The 16,295-nt window shown below is 62.2% G+C and carries 18 protein-coding genes and 1 tRNA gene; 12 read left to right on the top strand and 7 right to left on the bottom strand.

Features of this window, described 5'->3' with window-relative positions:
- Positions 1-169 precede the first annotated feature (169 nt).
- Positions 170-415: a PRC-barrel domain-containing protein gene (locus NMAG_RS13055; protein WP_004215029.1), complete on the top strand. Its 246-nt coding sequence runs from the start codon at positions 170-172 to the stop codon at positions 413-415.
- A 4-nt stretch (positions 416-419) separates the two neighbouring features.
- Entirely contained in the window at positions 420-878 is a 459-nt protein-coding gene (locus tag NMAG_RS13050) for an NOB1 family endonuclease (protein WP_004215031.1), read from the top strand.
- A gap of 225 nt (positions 879-1,103) precedes the next feature.
- Here the strand turns inward: NMAG_RS13050 and NMAG_RS13045 are convergent, their stop codons facing one another.
- Entirely contained in the window at positions 1,104-2,222 is a 1,119-nt protein-coding gene (locus NMAG_RS13045; RefSeq protein ID WP_004215033.1) for a CPBP family intramembrane glutamic endopeptidase, read from the bottom strand.
- A 94-nt stretch (positions 2,223-2,316) separates the two neighbouring features.
- The gene (locus tag NMAG_RS13040) at positions 2,317-3,624 is read right to left on the bottom strand and encodes a hypothetical protein (RefSeq protein WP_004215034.1); all 1,308 of its coding nucleotides are present in this window, start codon (positions 3,622-3,624) and stop codon (positions 2,317-2,319) included.
- Positions 3,625-3,770: 146 nt separating this feature from the next.
- Here NMAG_RS13040 and NMAG_RS13035 point away from each other — a divergent pair, with 146 nt between their 5' ends.
- A complete protein-coding gene (locus NMAG_RS13035) occupies positions 3,771-4,283 on the top strand; it encodes a DUF5812 family protein (RefSeq protein ID WP_004215035.1) in 513 nt (170 codons plus the stop codon).
- Between the two features lie 53 nt (positions 4,284-4,336).
- Here NMAG_RS13035 and NMAG_RS13030 read toward each other — a convergent pair whose 3' ends face one another.
- Positions 4,337-4,702 (bottom strand): hypothetical protein, encoded by a 366-nt coding sequence (locus NMAG_RS13030; protein WP_004215036.1) that lies wholly within the window; start codon positions 4,700-4,702, stop codon positions 4,337-4,339.
- A gap of 117 nt (positions 4,703-4,819) precedes the next feature.
- On the opposite strand from NMAG_RS13030, the gene secF reads away from it, so the two are divergent.
- Both secF and NMAG_RS13020 read left to right on the top strand, forming a co-directional pair.
- A complete protein-coding gene (gene secF, locus NMAG_RS13025) occupies positions 4,820-5,716 on the top strand; it encodes a protein translocase subunit SecF (protein WP_004215037.1) in 897 nt (298 codons plus the stop codon).
- Positions 5,713-7,362, top strand: a complete 1,650-nt coding sequence (locus NMAG_RS13020; RefSeq protein ID WP_004215039.1) for a preprotein translocase subunit SecD — start codon at positions 5,713-5,715, stop codon at positions 7,360-7,362. Before secF ends, NMAG_RS13020 begins: the two co-directional genes overlap by 4 nt.
- 309 nt (positions 7,363-7,671) lie before the next feature.
- Here NMAG_RS13020 and NMAG_RS13015 read toward each other — a convergent pair whose 3' ends face one another.
- Positions 7,672-8,682 (bottom strand): sodium:calcium antiporter, encoded by a 1,011-nt coding sequence (locus NMAG_RS13015; protein ID WP_004215040.1) that lies wholly within the window; start codon positions 8,680-8,682, stop codon positions 7,672-7,674.
- A 63-nt stretch (positions 8,683-8,745) separates the two neighbouring features.
- The gene (gene rnhB, locus NMAG_RS13010) at positions 8,746-9,411 is read right to left on the bottom strand and encodes a ribonuclease HII (RefSeq protein ID WP_004215041.1); all 666 of its coding nucleotides are present in this window, start codon (positions 9,409-9,411) and stop codon (positions 8,746-8,748) included.
- Positions 9,412-9,580: 169 nt separating this feature from the next.
- Between rnhB and NMAG_RS13005 the strand changes: the two genes are divergently transcribed.
- Entirely contained in the window at positions 9,581-9,760 is a 180-nt protein-coding gene (locus NMAG_RS13005; RefSeq protein WP_004215042.1) for a hypothetical protein, read from the top strand.
- Positions 9,761-9,808: 48 nt separating this feature from the next.
- Here the strand turns inward: NMAG_RS13005 and NMAG_RS13000 are convergent, their stop codons facing one another.
- Positions 9,809-11,164 (bottom strand): tRNA pseudouridine(54/55) synthase Pus10, encoded by a 1,356-nt coding sequence (locus tag NMAG_RS13000; RefSeq protein WP_004215043.1) that lies wholly within the window; start codon positions 11,162-11,164, stop codon positions 9,809-9,811.
- 123 nt (positions 11,165-11,287) lie between these two features.
- Here NMAG_RS13000 and NMAG_RS12995 point away from each other — a divergent pair, with 123 nt between their 5' ends.
- The 3 genes from NMAG_RS12995 (at position 11,288) to NMAG_RS12985 (ending at position 13,441) form a co-directional block, all read left to right on the top strand.
- Positions 11,288-12,388 (top strand): S1C family serine protease, encoded by a 1,101-nt coding sequence (locus NMAG_RS12995; protein WP_012996712.1) that lies wholly within the window; start codon positions 11,288-11,290, stop codon positions 12,386-12,388.
- Positions 12,389-12,913: 525 nt separating this feature from the next.
- Entirely contained in the window at positions 12,914-13,252 is a 339-nt protein-coding gene (locus NMAG_RS12990) for a DUF7511 domain-containing protein (RefSeq protein WP_004215047.1), read from the top strand.
- A gap of 3 nt (positions 13,253-13,255) precedes the next feature.
- Positions 13,256-13,441: a hypothetical protein gene (locus NMAG_RS12985; RefSeq protein WP_004215048.1), complete on the top strand. Its 186-nt coding sequence runs from the start codon at positions 13,256-13,258 to the stop codon at positions 13,439-13,441.
- Between the two features lie 73 nt (positions 13,442-13,514).
- On the opposite strand, the gene NMAG_RS22715 is transcribed toward NMAG_RS12985, so the two are convergent.
- Positions 13,515-13,748, bottom strand: coding sequence for an HVO_A0556 family zinc finger protein (locus NMAG_RS22715; RefSeq protein ID WP_004215049.1), 234 nt, complete (start codon positions 13,746-13,748; stop codon positions 13,515-13,517).
- Positions 13,749-13,988: 240 nt separating this feature from the next.
- Between NMAG_RS22715 and NMAG_RS12975 the strand changes: the two genes are divergently transcribed.
- The 3 genes from NMAG_RS12975 (at position 13,989) to NMAG_RS12965 (ending at position 15,692) form a co-directional block, all read left to right on the top strand.
- A complete protein-coding gene (locus tag NMAG_RS12975; protein ID WP_004215050.1) occupies positions 13,989-14,546 on the top strand; it encodes a metal-dependent hydrolase in 558 nt (185 codons plus the stop codon).
- 277 nt (positions 14,547-14,823) lie between these two features.
- Positions 14,824-15,423, top strand: coding sequence for a tRNA (pseudouridine(54)-N(1))-methyltransferase TrmY (gene trmY, locus NMAG_RS12970; RefSeq protein ID WP_004215052.1), 600 nt, complete (start codon positions 14,824-14,826; stop codon positions 15,421-15,423).
- Positions 15,424-15,619: 196 nt separating this feature from the next.
- Positions 15,620-15,692: transfer RNA gene (locus tag NMAG_RS12965), tRNA-Pro, on the top strand.
- Positions 15,693-16,295 lie beyond the last annotated feature (603 nt).

The following is a 16,295-nucleotide window of genomic DNA, read 5'->3' as shown; positions in this document are numbered from 1 at the left end:
ACCACCAGAGAAGGTCTTGTCTAGAGGTCTGCCGGCCAGTAGTTAAACCCATCGTCACGCTCTGGAAGCCGATTCGTCCCGATTAGTCGGCAACATGCGACCGACGATCGGAGACCACCCCCTTTCTGAGCCCGAGGTTTTTAATACCGATTAGTAAATACGAGTATGCATGAGTGAGATACTCGCTGAAAATCTCTCGGGCAAGTCCGTCATGGGATCGGACGGCACCGAGCTGGGCCTGCTGTACAACATCACGATGGACCTCAAGTCGGGACAACTCCACGACCTCGTTATCGAACCCGACGACGAACTGCCAGAGCGGGCCGTCGACTTCAACGTCGACGACGCCGGCCGGTTTCTCGTCTCCGTCAGCCGCGTTCAAGCGGTGAAAGACTACATCGTCGTTCAGCGCTAAGGGCATGTACGTTCTCGACTCCTCGGCTTTTATCCACGACTTCCACACGACAGAACAGACTGCAACCATCCCCCTCGTCCGCGAAGAACTCGAGGACGAGAGCGCCTATCGCTACGACGCGATGGAGGGCTCGGGGATGCACATCCACATTCCAAACGAGGACACGACCGAGAAGGTCCGCCGGGCAGCCAAGGAATCCGGTGATCTCGGCGTGCTCTCCGATACGGACATCAGGCTCGTCGCCGCGAGTTTCGAACTCGACGCCACACTCGTCACCGACGACTACGCGATGCAAAACGTTGCAGAGAAACTCAACGTCGCCGTCGAAGTAATCGCCCGCGAGGGCATCGACGAACAGCGCCACTGGCACTACCAGTGTCAGGGCTGTGGCCGCGAGTTCGACGAGGAAAAGGAGCGCTGTCCGATCTGCGGTTCCGGTCTGGCGCGCAAGAATCCGTCGTAGCGTCGTCTCATCGGTTACTGACACGACGGGTTCTCACCATCCCGCCAGCCCGTCGTCCCGGCAGCATGTTCGCCTGTCGAGTGACGACTTTGGGCGGTACTCGAGTCTCGGCTGCAATCTTGCGTTCCGGCTGCTCCCAGCCCTCCGCTGCTCGCGGCTGCTCAGCGATACTCCCAAAACGAAACCGCGCAGAAGTGGCAAGTGACGCACCCACTCGCCTGTCGCTCAGCCGTAAACCAGGTAGAGATTCCCGAAGAGAATCGCGTTGTACACACCGTGGACGACTGACGGCACGAGCAGGTTGTCGGTTCGCTCGTAGAGCGTGCCGAGCACGAGCGAGAGCCCGAAAATGACGCCGAGGCTCGCGATGACTGCGCCTGGGCCAGCGGTCGCGTAAGCGAGAACGTGGACGCCAGCGAAGATGACGCTCCCGGCGACGATCGCACCGGCGCGAGAGAAGGTGTCGTACAGTGCCTTCTGGATGACGTTCCGGTACAGCAACTCCTCGAACGGCCCGATCACGAGCAGCGACGCCGGAATCAACACGAGCAGAATCTCGGGGTTCTCTGCGGCCTGCTCGGTTGTTCCGTGGTCTGCACTCTCGACGCCGGCCGTCTGAAAGGCCAGTGAAATAGTCATCAGCGCGCCAAAGAGGATGACGAGTCCGCCGACCGTCCAGATCACGTCCCACTTCGTCGGGACGCGCAGGTCGAGGAACTCGAGTCCCCGGTCGGTGACGGAGAGGTAGATACCGGCGATGATTGCGGTGCCGAGCGCCATGCCGAGCTGTGCGATGACGAGGAACTCGGTGGTCGAGAGATCTCCGGCGATCTCCATCACTGGAAGTGCGAGAAAGACGCCGGCGAGTTCGGCTGCGAAGAGCCCGGTAACCCCGAGAAGGGATAGGACGACCATCTGAGAACTTCGATCTTTGAGCCCTGAAACACTTATTTTGAGGACGGCAGCGACGCCGACGCCGACTGTGAGGCCGGCGGTGAGGAAACCGGCCATGAGGAGCGAGATTGACGTCGAGAGCCCCGGTAACTCGGTCGAGGCGGTGAGTCCCTGATTCAGTGCGTAGGCGGTACAGAGGAGGACGCCACCACTGGCGGCGGTTGCGATTCCAGCGGCGATCCGCTGTGTTCCACTCCCGTAGCGACTTGCGAGGAAGGCACCGACGGCGACGACGGCGAAGACGGCTGCTGCGACGACTGCAGGGTCGGTGATCCCTCGGTTGGCGGGAACGAGCACAGTCGCCGCCATCACCGCCGAGAGGCCGGTTCCGATGCCTGGGACGGCGTCGGTCGCGACCGACTCGGACTCGGTCCGTGCGGTTTCGGTCATACCTGTCTGTTCGTGTGAGTACTCATATGGGCTCCGCATCCGGAACCCAACGTCTGTTCGCAGGCAGGATGTGAGGACGAAAACCCGCGCTCAGTCAGCGCTCAACGCGTAGTTCAGTTTTCTCCGCAACTGCTTCTGCCTCCTCGAACTCGCCGCCGCCGAGCAGGCCGCGCGTTGCCTTCTTCGCCCACTCGACCGCCGGCTGCTCGAAGGTGTTCACGCCGTACAGTTCGCCTGCGAGCACGCACGCGGCTTCCATCCCGTAGAGGAGGCCGCCGAGTTCGAACTCGTCGACGCGTTCGATTTCGACGCGGACGCTAGGTCGGCCTGCCGCGGCGAGGCTCGCCTCCGTCGCCTCGAACTCGGCGTCGAGTAATTCACCGAGCGTCGCATCACCGAGGTATGCGAGGTCGTCGACCTCGGTAGACGGAATCTCGCAGTCTGCGGTCTCCTCGACCGAGACGAAGGTAACGAGCTTGTCCCGCGGGCCTGCCCGGTAGAGCTGGAGTTGGGAGTGCTGGTCCGTTGCCCCGAGCGCGCGAACAGGTGTCTGTCCGAGGTCGTCCTTCCCCAGACTCTCCGCCCAGAGCTGGGCGAACCACTCGGCGTACGTCTCGAGTGCCTCCGCGTACGGCATCATCGCGTTGATGCCGGCACCGCGCGCGTCAAGCGCGTAGGCCGTCGCGCCGTAGGCGTAGGCCGGACACTCGAACAGCGACCCGGTCAGTGTCTCGGCCTCCGCGGCCGCGCCCTCGAGAAGGGCGTCCAGATCGTGGCCACAGACGGCGGCGGCGACCATGCCGACCGCCGAGAGCGCAGAGAAGCGCCCCGGGACGCCGTCAGGAACCGTGAGGGATGGGAGGTCGTGGCGGTCTGCAAGGTCACGAAGCGGTCCCGATTCGCCGGTCGTGACGATGGTTCGCTCGGTCCAGTCGACGCCGGCGGATTCGAAGGCCTCACGGACGACGAGGAAGTTCGCGAGCGTCTCCGCAGTCGTCCCGGAGCGCGAGACGACGTTGACGACGGTCGTCTCGAGATCGAGGCGCGCGAGTTCGCTCGTGAGCCACTCGGGATCGACGTTGTCGAGGTAGATCGCTTCCGGGTCCTCTTCGCCGTTTAGCGCGTCGGTGATCGTCGCTGCCCCGAGCGCGCTGCCACCGATGCCAACGGTGACGATGGCGCTTGTCTCCGGTCCGGTAACGCGGTCGGCAGCGAGCCGGATCTCGTCGGTCTCCGTCCGCTCCGGCAGATTGAGCGCTTCGTAGCCGTGCTCGCCGGCGTCCATGCCGGCCTCGATGCGCTCGTGTGCAGCCGCCACCTGGTCATCGAGGGACTCGAGTGCCTCCCGAGAAACACCCGGTGAGGCGACGCTCGCGAGCGCGTTTCCGATGTCGACGTTCATGCCCGAGAGGGCAACCGCTGAGTGTAAAGGCGTTCCGTCATCGGGTCGGTGTCGTGGCGTACTGCGGTGAATTGCTCGCGGCTGGCAATTCGGTTCGACGGCCGAAAGCCGAAACCCCGAAAATGGTCTCGCGCATACGGTCGTCTATGACTGAGACTGAAACCGGATCCGGGAACGAGAAAACCGGGACCTTCGTCGTCACGCACGCCGAGACCGAGTCGGCCGTCGTCCGCGACGTCGACACTGCACAGATACACACCCTCGGCTCGAATCCCGGCCTCGAGGCGAACGACGTACTCGAGGCGACCGTCGCACCGGAGCCGCCGCTCGAAGTCACCTGGCAGGTGATCGAGGTGGCCGAGCGCCGGCGCGTCGAACTCGTTGACAGTGATCTCTCACCGACCAAGCACGCAGCCGAGCTGGCGGCCGACGCCGAGACCGGCGACCTGATTCAGGAAGAGCGCGCGGGGACGGGTGAGATCCATATCTTCCGCGTCCCGGCCGACGAAACCGAGGCCGCAGCACAGGACGTACTCGAGGACGAGGAGACAATCGCGCGGGCGGCACGACTCGATGCGGTTCGGGTGGAGGTACGCCGGACGACGGCGCTCGATGCGGTGGACGGCGGTGTGTTGAGTGTGCGGTATCTCCCGGATTGAGTGGTGTGTGTGGGTGGTCTGCGTTACCAGAGTAGCCCGGTTTTAGGCCCGTTTTAGGCCTGGTTTGGCCCACCCTTGCTCTGGACGCGCCAGCTACCCTGAATGCCACACGCCTCGCGAACCGTATAGCTGATTTCGGTGTGCTCGTTGATCGCGGTGCCGCCTTCGATCGATTCGACACGGAGCGGGACATCGAGTGAGTTGCCACAGCAGCCGACGCCGACGAACTCTTCCCACTCGTCGCCTTCGCGGGCGTGGTCGCGGGTTTTCCGGAGGAACGCACGGAACGACGGCTTTTCGACCTGGAATCGTCCCCACTCCGAGAGGTCCTCGGGGTAGGAGACGACGACGCGTGTCGCGGGGTCGCGTCCGGTTCGATCGCGACTGTCGGAACGCTCCGTCTCTGTGTGTGTCGTCATGGACGCAGATACGGTCTCGAGGTGCTTGAGCGTGCTGTGGTTTCAGGTGATCGTTCTTCGAAACCGACAGGAGAAATTGAGAAGGCTTACTTCAATCGCTTACTAGTAGTCCGATATATGGGGTATTTCGACGTACCGGACATATCGTACACCCGGTACACGAACCGCCAACTTGCGGCGGTACCACTTGCAGTCCTCGCCGTCGCGTTGCTCATTCTGAGCGGTTCGTTTCTCCTGACCGGCACGCCGGTCCCGCTCGGTATGGACTTCGCAGGCGGTGCAGAGCTGACGGTCCAGACGACGTCTTCACAGGCGGAGATTGAAGAAGCGTTCAGCGTTGAGCCGGACTCCGTGCAGGGAATTCAGGCACCTGGCGTCGAGAACCAGTACACCGTTCAGTTTGCCGGTATCGAGGACCAGGACGCGATTCAGGAGTTGAGTAGTCAAGCCGAGACGGAACTCGCCCAGGATGGCGATAACGAAATCGTCCAGCAAGAATCGACGGCGTCACCGAGCTTCGCAGCACAGACCCAGCAGACCGCGCTGCTCGGTCTCGGCGTCGCGTTCGCCGGCATGAGCGTGCTCGCGTTCTTGCTCTTTCGAACGTTCGTGCCGTCGATCGCAATCGTCGCGTCGGCGTTTTCGGACATTATGATCCCGCTCGCGTTCATGTCGGTTGCAGACATTCCACTCTCGCTCGGGACGGTTGCCGCCCTCCTGATGCTGATCGGATACTCGGTCGACTCGGACATCCTGTTGAACACGCACATCCTCAGACGCGGCGGTGACTTCTACGAGAGCACCTACCGTGCGACGCGGACGGGTGTGACGATGACCGTGACCTCGATGGCTGCGATGCTCGTTATGGGAATCGCCGCCACGCTGTTCGGCGTCGAACTGCTCGCGTCGATCGGGATCATCCTCTTCATCGGCCTCGCAGCAGACCTTATGAACACGTACCTGTTGAACCTCAGTCTCCTTCGGTGGTACAAGTTCCACGGGGTGCGATCATGAGCGCGAATCCGATCGGGTTCGTCAAGGAGTACTGGCGGATCCTCCTGCTCGCGATATTCATCGCGTTCGCGCTCGTCGCACTGTTCATCCCTGGCGGCATCATGGCGGACGATTCCCTCGCTGGCGACCTCGAGGAAGACGAGGAGAACCAGACCATCGAGGAGAGCATGTCGAATATCGAGTACGGTATCGGACTCGACGGCGGCACACGCGTGAGTGCGCCTCCGACGGGAATGATGGTCGACAACATCGATCTCGAATCCGAGCAACACTCCGAGTTAGAGTCATCGCTGTACACCGAACTCGGTCTCGAGACGGCCGATGCGACGGTTCGCCATCACGAGGACGAGGACCGCTATACGGCCGAAGTGTTCGTCGATGACGTTAGCGCAGCCGACTTCGCAGCCGTCATCGCGGAGTACGATGCCGACGTGAGCGAGGACGATGTCGAGAACGGTGTCACGCAGGAAACCCGGGACCGGATGGTGCAAACGATCGAGCAGCGCGTCAACGAGGCCGGCCTCTCCGGCGGACAGGTGTACCAGGAGGCTACCGTCGAGGGTAGTTACTACATCGTGACCGAGGTTCCCGGCATGAGTCCGGAGGAACTGCGTGAACTGCTCGCCGACCGCGGTGACGTGCAGGTTCAGGCGTACTACCCGGACGAGGACGGTAACCAGACGAACGAGACTGTCCTGCACGGAGAAGACGACTTCAGCAGGATAGGTGTCGCCTCGTACAACGACGAGCAAGGCTACAACTACGTCCCGGTCACCGTCGACGACACTGAAGATGCTGACGGCAACAGCGCGGCCTCCGAGTATCAGGCCGCGATGAACGAGTACGGCTTCACCTCAGAAGGGATTCAGCAGTGTGGCATCCAGGACCGCGAAGCCGGCGAGTTCGACTTCGATCACGACCAGCCACAGTGGTGTCTCCTGACGATGGTCGACGGCGAGGTCGTCGACGCACACAGTATGGGTGACCGCCTCGGAAGCAACATGGCATCCGGCGAGTGGGCAAACGATCCGACGTTCGAGATGATCACGCCTACCCAGCAGGACGCCCACCAGCTCGCAGTCAATCTGGAATCCGGTGCGCTGACCGCGCCGCTCGACTTCGACCGCCAGCAGACGTTCAGCGTCGAGCCGGCGCTCGCAGATCAGTTCAAGACCTACTCGCTGCTGATCGGGATCCTCTCGGTGCTGACCGTCAGCGGCATGGTCTTCCTGCGCTACCGGAATCCGCGCGTGGCCGCGCCGATGGTCCTCACTGCGATGTCCGAGGTGCTCATCCTGCTTGGCTTCGCCGCGATGATCCGGATGCCACTCGATCTCTCGCACGTCGCCGGGTTCATCGCCGTCGTCGGGACGGGGGTGGACGACCTCGTCATCATCGCCGACGAGGTGATGGACGACGGCGAGGTGAGCTCCCAGCGGGTCTTCGAGTCGCGCTTCCGCAAGGCGTTCTGGGTCATCGGAGCCGCCGCCGCGACGACGATCATCGCGATGTCCCCACTCGCCGTGATGAGTCTCGGCGACCTCCGTGGCTTCGCGATCATCACGATCCTCGGCGTGCTGATCGGCGTGCTCGTCACCCGTCCCGCCTACGGGAACATCCTACAGCGGCTCCTGACGGACAAGTAAGCGGCTCCGACATCAGGCGGCTCCAACACCCCTCAGCTTCGACGACTCCGATGGCTCTATTTTCACTTTCGGATCGACAACGAGATTCTCCAGCAGTCTCGGACGTCTCACCCAGTACGACATCGTGGACACCAGTCGACGGTCTCTCCGTTACCGTGTGCCTGTACGAAATCGATCGAGACGGGATTCTCACACTGCGTACAGACCGGCATCGTACTCGAGAGACCACGGGAACCAGCAAGAGCGGTCAGACTGCCGCTGCAATCCCTCTAGCGCCAGTGTGCAGCCAAAGATACCCACTGGCTCGGCTCACGTCGGCACCACGTTCACCAGCCCGACACTCTCGAGTACCAGCCAGCTCACGAACAGGCCATAGAATCCGAGCAGGAGCCAGACCTCTCGCTCCGAGAGCAACATACCGGTCCGAGAAATCGCGAAGAAGACAACGGTCGCGAGCACGAGAAACGCCATCATCGGAACGATGTGTGCGAACGTGATCGCGAGCGCACCAGCGATGAGGACGCCGACCGGCACCGCCACCAGCAGGTCGAAGATGTTGCTCCCGAGCACGTTCGCCAGGCTGACCGAGGCGCGACCCGAGCGCGCGGCGACGATGCTGACGAACGCGTCGGGGACGCTCGAGCCCGCCGCGACGACGGTCATCCCCCAGCGGAACGCCGGAGTTCCAAAGGCGTTGCCGAGCCCGATCGCCGCACGAACGAGTCCCTCGACGCCGACGATGATGACCACCAGTCCAAGGCCGAACCAGCGCCACGCCCTGGCCCGGTCGATGTTCGCGTCGGGTCGCAGTTCGTCCTCCGTCGCATCCAGATACTGCGTGAAGACGTACAGCGCGTACAGTGAAAGCGGGAACAGCGCCAACCCGCGGGTGACCTCGGCCTGCAGCCCTGTGCCCTCGAGTGGGGAGTAGATCACGGCGAGTGAGAACGTCAGCAACAGGACTGCGACGGCGAGCATGTAGAACAGCGATTCCTTGTAGACGAGGTCACGGGTGGTCGCCATCTCTTTTGGACCGGCGAGCGCGGCGAGTCCGGGGATGACAAGCAGGTTGAACACCGCCGAGCCGACGATCGCCCCGACGCCGAGTTCGAACTCGCCGTGAACGAGCGTCGCGAGGATGACGCTCATCAACTCGGGGGTACTCGAGCCGGCGGCGGCGATAACCGCGCCCTGCACGACGGGCGGGATGCCGTAGCCGACCGCGAGCTGGTCGGTGGCCGACTCGAGCCAGATACTCCCCTGCCAGACGACGACTGTGGCGACGACAGCGAGTGCGAGCAGGGTGAGAACGCCGAGCACGGCCTGTTCGGCCCACGAACAGTGATATAAAAGCGAGCGCGCGTTGTCGGTTCCAACGACCGCCTAGAACTGCCCGAGTCCCGTCTGTTCCGCCGCCGCGAGCACGTCCTCGCAGGTCGACCACGACTCGCGAGCACAGGCGGGCAACTCGCCGTGGGCGTCGACGTACGACTCGAGGAACGCACGCGTGTTCGGATCACTCGGATAGCCGCTGCCCACCGGGCCGCAGTCGGGGAACGCGGCCGAAACCGACTCGACGTGCGTATCCCGCTCTACTTTCGCGATAATACTCGCCGCACCGACGATTGGTGAGTCGTCGTCCGCCCCGTGTTCCGCGCTGATGGTGCACTCGAGTCCACACCGATCTGCGACTCGGCGCGCGAACCGATCGGCGTCGGTGTCGCAGGCGTCACAGAGCCCAGTTATGGGTGCCTCAAGCACGGTATCGGCCGCGACGGCCTCGATCGCCTCGGCGTGCGCCCGCACGCTGAGTGAGTTCATGTCCGTCTCGGGGTCGTCGATCTGGGCGGTCGTGATTTCGGCGACGCCGACGCCGATCCGGTCGTCCTCGCGTAGCGTGGCGGCGAGTTCGTCGCGTCGAGCGGGTGTGAGGCGCTTCGAGTCCGCGATACCGTCGGGAAGCACTGTCTCGCGCTCGACGTGGACGGCTGCGGCGAACATCGATCCCAGCACGGGTCCCTTTCCCGCTTCGTCGACGCCGATTGGCATAGGCTGTGGATCTGCGCCCGACTGCTAAACGGTTGCGTTTGCGCGCTCTCTTGCGTGCACTTTTGCGTGCTCATTTGGACGAGGACAGTACCGGGCGCGAGACATCCAGTACCGAACACGAGACGTGTCGTCGAGAGATTTTTTATTCCTGGAGTTGAAGCCACGGTACATGTTCCGAGCCGCCCTCACGCGGCTGCGTGAGCGCTTTGCCGTCGAGGACGCCGACGAGCGCATCGAGGGCTCGGGCGAGGCGATTACCTCTCCTCAGCACCGCCGGTCAGCAGAGGCGGAGGCCGAACTCGACCGACTCGAGGAACTCGGTGACGATAGCCGCGGGAAGAATCCCTGACCGTGCACGCAGAACACGAGTCACAACAGTTACGCGAGCAACAGCGATTCAGGCGTCAGACCGCGGCTCGTCCCGGAAGTACATCTTCATCTCGAACGGCTCGTGCTCACCCTCGACACCCGTCACGTCCAGTGCCGTCACGACTGCATCCGTCTCGAGTAGCCCCGCCAGACTCGGCACCGTGCGCCCCTCGTCGCTGCTGATGAGCTCCTTGATGTAGAGCCCGCCCTCGCCGTGAATCCGGACCTCCGCTTGCGTTGGCTCGCGGAGTTCTCCCTCGGTGTCGTACACTGTCCGCTCGCGGGTGAGCGCCGCTCGGCGGTGGTCGACGCGCTGTGGCGTGTCCTGCTCGACCGTCGTCCCGCGGAGTTCCTCGAGTGCTGTCTCGAAGTCGTCCTCTTCGACCGGGTCGCTGAACTCGACATCCGCGCGGTAGTGCTTGCTCGCGTCGTGTTCCTTGACGCGCTCGACCATCTCGTAGGTCGCGAGGCGCAGTCCCTCGACTTCGACCGCACCTTCCGCGGCCTCGTTGATCTCGGACTCGAGTGCGGCCACGTCGGGCGTGCGCTCGCGCGGTCGCTTCACCTCGAGGACGAACGGACGACCCTCCTCGAGCATCCTGGCGTCGACGTCCTCGCGGCCCGCACCGTGGAAGGTTCCCTCGTCGCCGTCCATCGCCTCGACGACGTGCGGGCGAACGACCTGCTCGACGCTCGTGTCGTACATGTAGCCCGAGCCGCCACAGTAGTCACAGGGCTCCTCGCCGTCGTCGCCGAGCTGGACGCCGCTGCCGCCACACTCTCGGCAGGGCCACTCCGTCTGCGGAATGTCCCGTTCGAGCTTGCGGTACCGGCCGTAGACGAACGCCGGGTTGATCTGGACGTCTACCGCGTGGCTTGTGACGGAGTCGGACTCGAGTGCCTCGAACGAGTCGAAGCCGTCGAGGTCGATGACGGCGAGTACGTCTGGTCGGTCGAAGTCGACCTCTGCGCCGCTTTTTGCGCCGACGCGGCGGCCGACCTCGCGGTTCATCTCGCGCTTGAGGGATTCGCCGACCTCGGGGTCAAGTCCGGCGTCTTCTCGGAGTAGACGGTCGTTCTCCTCGACCAGCGGAGAGACCTGTGTGCCGACCTGGTAGGTTTCGAAGTGGACGTCTCCGAGAGCGTCGACGATGGTGTCGGCGATGGCGTCGAACGTGCCGCAGTAGCCTTCACAGACCCAGCACGTCTCAGGGTCGTCGGGTTCGTAGTCCGTATCGTCTGCCAGCGCGATGGTCGTCCGGAGTGCCCGGCCGCGTTCGGCGTTCGTCAATCCGAAACTCCGATCGGCGAAGGGCCGACCGAGACAGGAGTTACAGAGTGGACCCGTCGCGAGCAGCGCACGGGCGTTCTCGAGCGTCGTCATGCCCATTTGTCGGGGGGCCGCGGGTAACACGTTTTCCCTTCGGTGATTGGTGCTCGCCCGACCCGTCGGTTTGCGGCGGCAGTCCTCGGTACTACAAAATAGGTCGAGTGCTATCCGTCTCGTATGAACGATTCTCGGCTGGACCGACGACAGTTTCTGGCGGCAGCGGGGGCTGGACTCGCCGGCGTCGTTGCCGGCTGTTCAGAACCCAACAACGCAAGTTCGATCGAGGGTGGGTCGTCGCACGAAATCGACCACGACAACCGCGCCGATGGCTCGACGTACACCGACATCTACGAGTCGGTCATCGACTCTGTCACCCAGGTCCGCGTCTTCGGCGTCGACAGCCCGCTATCTGACTCTCCGGGGCGCGGCCAGGGTTCGGGCTTTCTCATCGACGACACTCATGTGGTCACGAACGAACACGTCGTCGCTGGCGGACAAGAGGTCGACCTCCAGTACATCAACGGTGATTGGACGACGACTCGCGTCGTCGGCAGGGATACCTACAGTGACCTGGCCGTCCTCGAGGTGGACCACGTCCCAGATACTGCGACACCGCTTACGCTCTCCGAACAGCGGCCAGTTGCTGGCCAGCAGGTGCTTGCTATCGGCAATCCATACGGTCTCGAGGGGTCGATGTCACAGGGGATTGTCAGTGGCATCGATCGAACGGTCGACGCACCGGATCGTGACTTCTCGTTCCCGAACGTCGTCCAGACTGACGCCGGTGTCAATCCAGGCAACAGCGGCGGCCCGCTCGTCGACATGAACGGCAACGTCGTCGGCGTCGTCAACGCAGCCGGCGGTGACAACATTGGGTTTGCGATTTCGGCAGCGCTGACCCAACGCGTCGTGCCCGCGCTCATCGAAGACGGCGAGTACGATCACTCGTTCATGGGTATCACGCTCATGACCGTCGACCGGTTTGTCGCCGAGGAGAACGACCTTCCTGAGGCGACCGGTGTCATCATCGACGAGGTCCGTCCGCGCCAGCCTGCACATGGTACGCTTCAGGGGTCACATACACGGACACGACGCGGGGGAGAACCCATTCCTGTCGGTGGCGATGTCATCCTCAAGATGGACGGGGAACCGATTCCGGACCGCCACGCGCTCTCGACACACCTCGCGCTCGAAACGAGCCCCGGCGACACACTCGAGCTCACGCTCCGGCGCGACAGCGAAGAGACGACCGAGACGATGGTCCTCGGTGCACGGTAAGGGAAAGGAAGCGGGGACGAGAAGAGCTGGGAAGGGAAAGGAAGGAAGAAAGAAACGTGAGACTCTCGCTGCCGATTTCGCGTTTCAATTCTGCTCCGTTCGAAACGATGGTTCCAAATTCACTATCGTTTTCTCGACATCGGCTGTCGGACCGTTCATCCGTACTGAAACCGTTCGGACGGTCTCGTCGTCTCGTCGTCTCGTCGTCTCGTCGTCTCGTCGTCTCGTCGTCTCGTCGTCTCGTCGTAGATAGCACCCTGGATAGTGGAAGCCGGTTCGCGCTGCCCGTTCAATTCGACATTGTCGGTCGGAACCAACCCGGATATGCACTGCCTATCGCCACTCATCAACACCATAACGGATTCGTACAGATCAGGTCCTATTACGTTCTCCCACGCGGTATTGAATCGTCCGAATCGGAGAAAAGTGACTGTCAGGATTCCGTTTGCGCCGATTAGAGTCTCGATAACAATAGGTGTCCTCCGTCTGCTCGCCAATGGCGCGATCACTCGACGCCTGCACACCATGACATACGATGCTGACAACTGGTCGTCCGATACCGAGTTCGGTGATGCACAGCCGGCCGAAACCGACGGCGAAAGCGAGACGTCTCCACGAACTCCAGACCGTGCTGACCAGCCCGATCAGCCCGATCAGCCCGATCAGACCGCTCACGATCACGAACCTCTCACTGAGCGAGACGGACCAACACCCTCGGTCGAACTCGACCACGTAACGATCGATAACGGTCCAGAGGCAGACGAGTGTGCACTATTCCCCGCTGACGCACCCGAAGAAGAGCTCATGACAAACTGGATCTCGGCGATCGAAGGCTCGTTCGTCGACCTCGATTCGATGCGCTAGTCAATGCACCTTGGAAGCACCGTCACGATGATCAGTTTCTGGCTCGGCACGCTCCTCCCGATCGTCTACCTGCCGGTCTTTCTCACCGGCATCGACTCGATTACACAATTTTCGCTCTTTCTGGGACTCATCGCCGTCAACGTCGTCGCCCTCGTCGTTGGACACAACTATCAAAACTCGCCCGTGTGAAAAGCGGCGTCACTACCGCGAACTGACGTGCTATCCTTGCTGAGCTGTGTTTCGAGCCCACCGGGGCGGGCTGTCACGACGACCAGACCTGCGCCTGGGGCGTTCCGCAACTATCACAGACTGCCGCCCTGTTGTCCTTGTACTGGCTGCACTCGAGTTCGCCTGTTGCACAGGCAGGACACGATCGTCCTTCGAGAAGCGAGAGGAGTTGTGGATCGTCCTGGTCTGGGTTTTGGTTTTGGTCCTGACCCTGACCCTGGTCCCGACTCTGACCCGCGTCGTGCTGTCCAGATCGTGATTTCGCCATACAGGGGTTCCAGTCTTGATGTACCGGAAACGGTTGGCCCTGTCTATGCAATGTCGTCTCGGTAAGATGTGATTCTCACTGGCCGAATTTCAGTTCTAGACGGGATCGAACGACGCTGTGGCTTGCAGTAATGAGTTATTTGCCAGCGGTCGCGATACTGACTGTCGACAGCGCGTCGACTCGGACAGCCGGTTTCGGTGGCTACTATACCGTCCGCGGAAAAGTCCAGCCTGAATCTGTATGTGGCCCTGGGGACACCTCGCCGTCGCGTATCTGCTCTACACTGCGTACACGCACTATCGGTTCGACCGTCCGCCGCGTGCCCTCCCACTAATCGCGCTCGCGATCGGATCGCAGTTCCCGGACCTGATCGACAAGCCACTCGCCTGGTCGGTGAGCGTGCTTCCCGGTGGTCGAACCCTTGGTCACTCGCTGCTGTTCGCCGCGTTGTTGATCCCTGCCGTCCTCCTCGTCGCAGCACGACTCGACCGCCAACAGATCGGTATCGCGTTTCTCATCGGGCACGTTTCGCACCTCGTCGCAGATCTGCCGCCGTCGGTGCTTCGCGGTGACCTTGCGGGAACCGAGTTCCTCCTCTGGCCCCTGATCGAACAGCCACCCGAGGATCCGGTCGACGGCATACTCGACGCTATCCTCAACTACTACGCACTCGGTCCCTACGAATGGTTTCAGTTCGCCCTCTTCGCCCTCGCCATCCTCGTCTGGTACCGCGACGGGCTACCCGGACTGGCGACCGTTCGGACGTCCCTCCGTCGTCGTGTCGTGGGTGAGTCCTGAGCGGTTGGCAGGTACCGACCAGCAGCGGTCAGTACCCAGCACCTGCTCATAGCTCATACCAGCTATCCGTCCATACCAGCTATCCGTCCATACCAGCTATCCGTCCATACCAGCTATCCGTCCATACCAGCTATCCGCCCATACCAGCACCCGCTCATACCAGCTATCCGCCCATACCAGCTATCCGCTGCATTACCGGTTCAACCACCTGCAGACTGCTACACACGCACAACGGCAAACCGTGGCTGCTATCCCGCTACCACCCATCCACCACAGCATGCGCCAGTTCGTCCTTATCGCCCACGACGTCCCACTCGATGCTGACTTCTCACTCGACGATCTTGCCGGCGGTGCCGGCCGGCTCGATGCCCTCTCCCGATCAATTACCGCCTCGTTCGTCACCTCCCACGGTATCCGCGACGACGTCCGCGTCCACCTCGTCGTCCAGGACACCCTCACCATCGTCTTTGATGGCTCCGAACTCCGCCGGCTCAACCCCGACGAGCGAAGCACCGCCGCACTCGTCCGAACCGCACTCGAGCACCGCGACGAAGCGATCGGTGCACTCCCCGCCGAACCGAACCCTGGCATCGAACTCTACCGGCGCGGCTTCGAGGCGACACTCGAGACAATCGACGGCGGCCCCATCGTCCAACTCCACGAAGATGGGACACCAATCACCGACTGTGAGCCGGGTGTACTCGAGTCCGGTGTCTTCGTCCTCTCGGATCATCACGATTTCACGGCCGAAGAGGAAGCGGTACTCACAGGGCAGGTCGACCAGCGGCTTCGGCTCGGGCCGACCCTGTTACATGCGGATCAAGCGGTGACGGTGGTGCATCACTATCTGGATACGGCGGGATACGAGGAGTGTTGAGTGGTGTGTGGAGTGTTGAGTGCTGAGGTTGTGTGCTGAGTGTTGAGTGTTGAGCACTGGGCACTGGACACTGGACACTGGACCCAAAGTGAGATGTTCCAGTAGCGGTGCTGTGAGTGTCGTGTGGGGACGATGCGCGTTCTACAGAGTCGATTTTCGGAACCGTTAAACAATCTGCTGTGCTCATTCCGCCTGCGGGCCGGTGGGGTAGCCTGGTATCCTTCGGCCTTCGGGTGGCCGTAACCGCAGTTCGAATCTGCGCCGGCCCATTTCTCCCACCGACCAACGACGAGGAGCTTCGCTCCGACCGTGGTTCGTAATCTGCGCCGGCCTATTCTACTCTCGCACTCTACACCGCCGACCGGCACGTAGCGACGCGAGGCTCATAGCGTCCGTGAACCATAACGTCGATTGGAAACACCAGTACCCCGATTCTCGGGGGCCGATATCGGTGGCAATCGATACCTATTCTGCGGTGGTCCGTCCTGGAGATGGGTCGTCGTCTCTGTCGGGATCACGTTTCCCGTCGGGTTCGTCGCTACCACCCGCTTGCTCACTGTCGGTATCGTCGACTATAACGAACTCAGTCGAACCGCAGGGACAACTGCCGCTCCCGATCAGTTGAATCTCGCCATCAGGCCACTGTCGAGCCGCATAGATAGAGTCACAGCTCGTACATTTCGCCAACTCTCTTGATACATCATCTCTATTCGCCATCTCTCTCGAAAGAGTAGTTGCAATATCTCCCGAATTAGCGTTTCTATTTGTAAATCTGTTCTGCCGATGTGAGGGTCTGTGAGATTTATACGACTGTTGGGTGAAACTAACGAACTCAACGAGTATGGGAAACAGAAGTCAGGAAGCAGTCGAGA

The organism is Natrialba magadii ATCC 43099, from assembly GCF_000025625.1.
GTDB lineage: Archaea > Halobacteriota > Halobacteria > Halobacteriales > Natrialbaceae > Natrialba > Natrialba magadii.
This window is presented reverse-complemented; position numbering and strand designations above follow the sequence as displayed.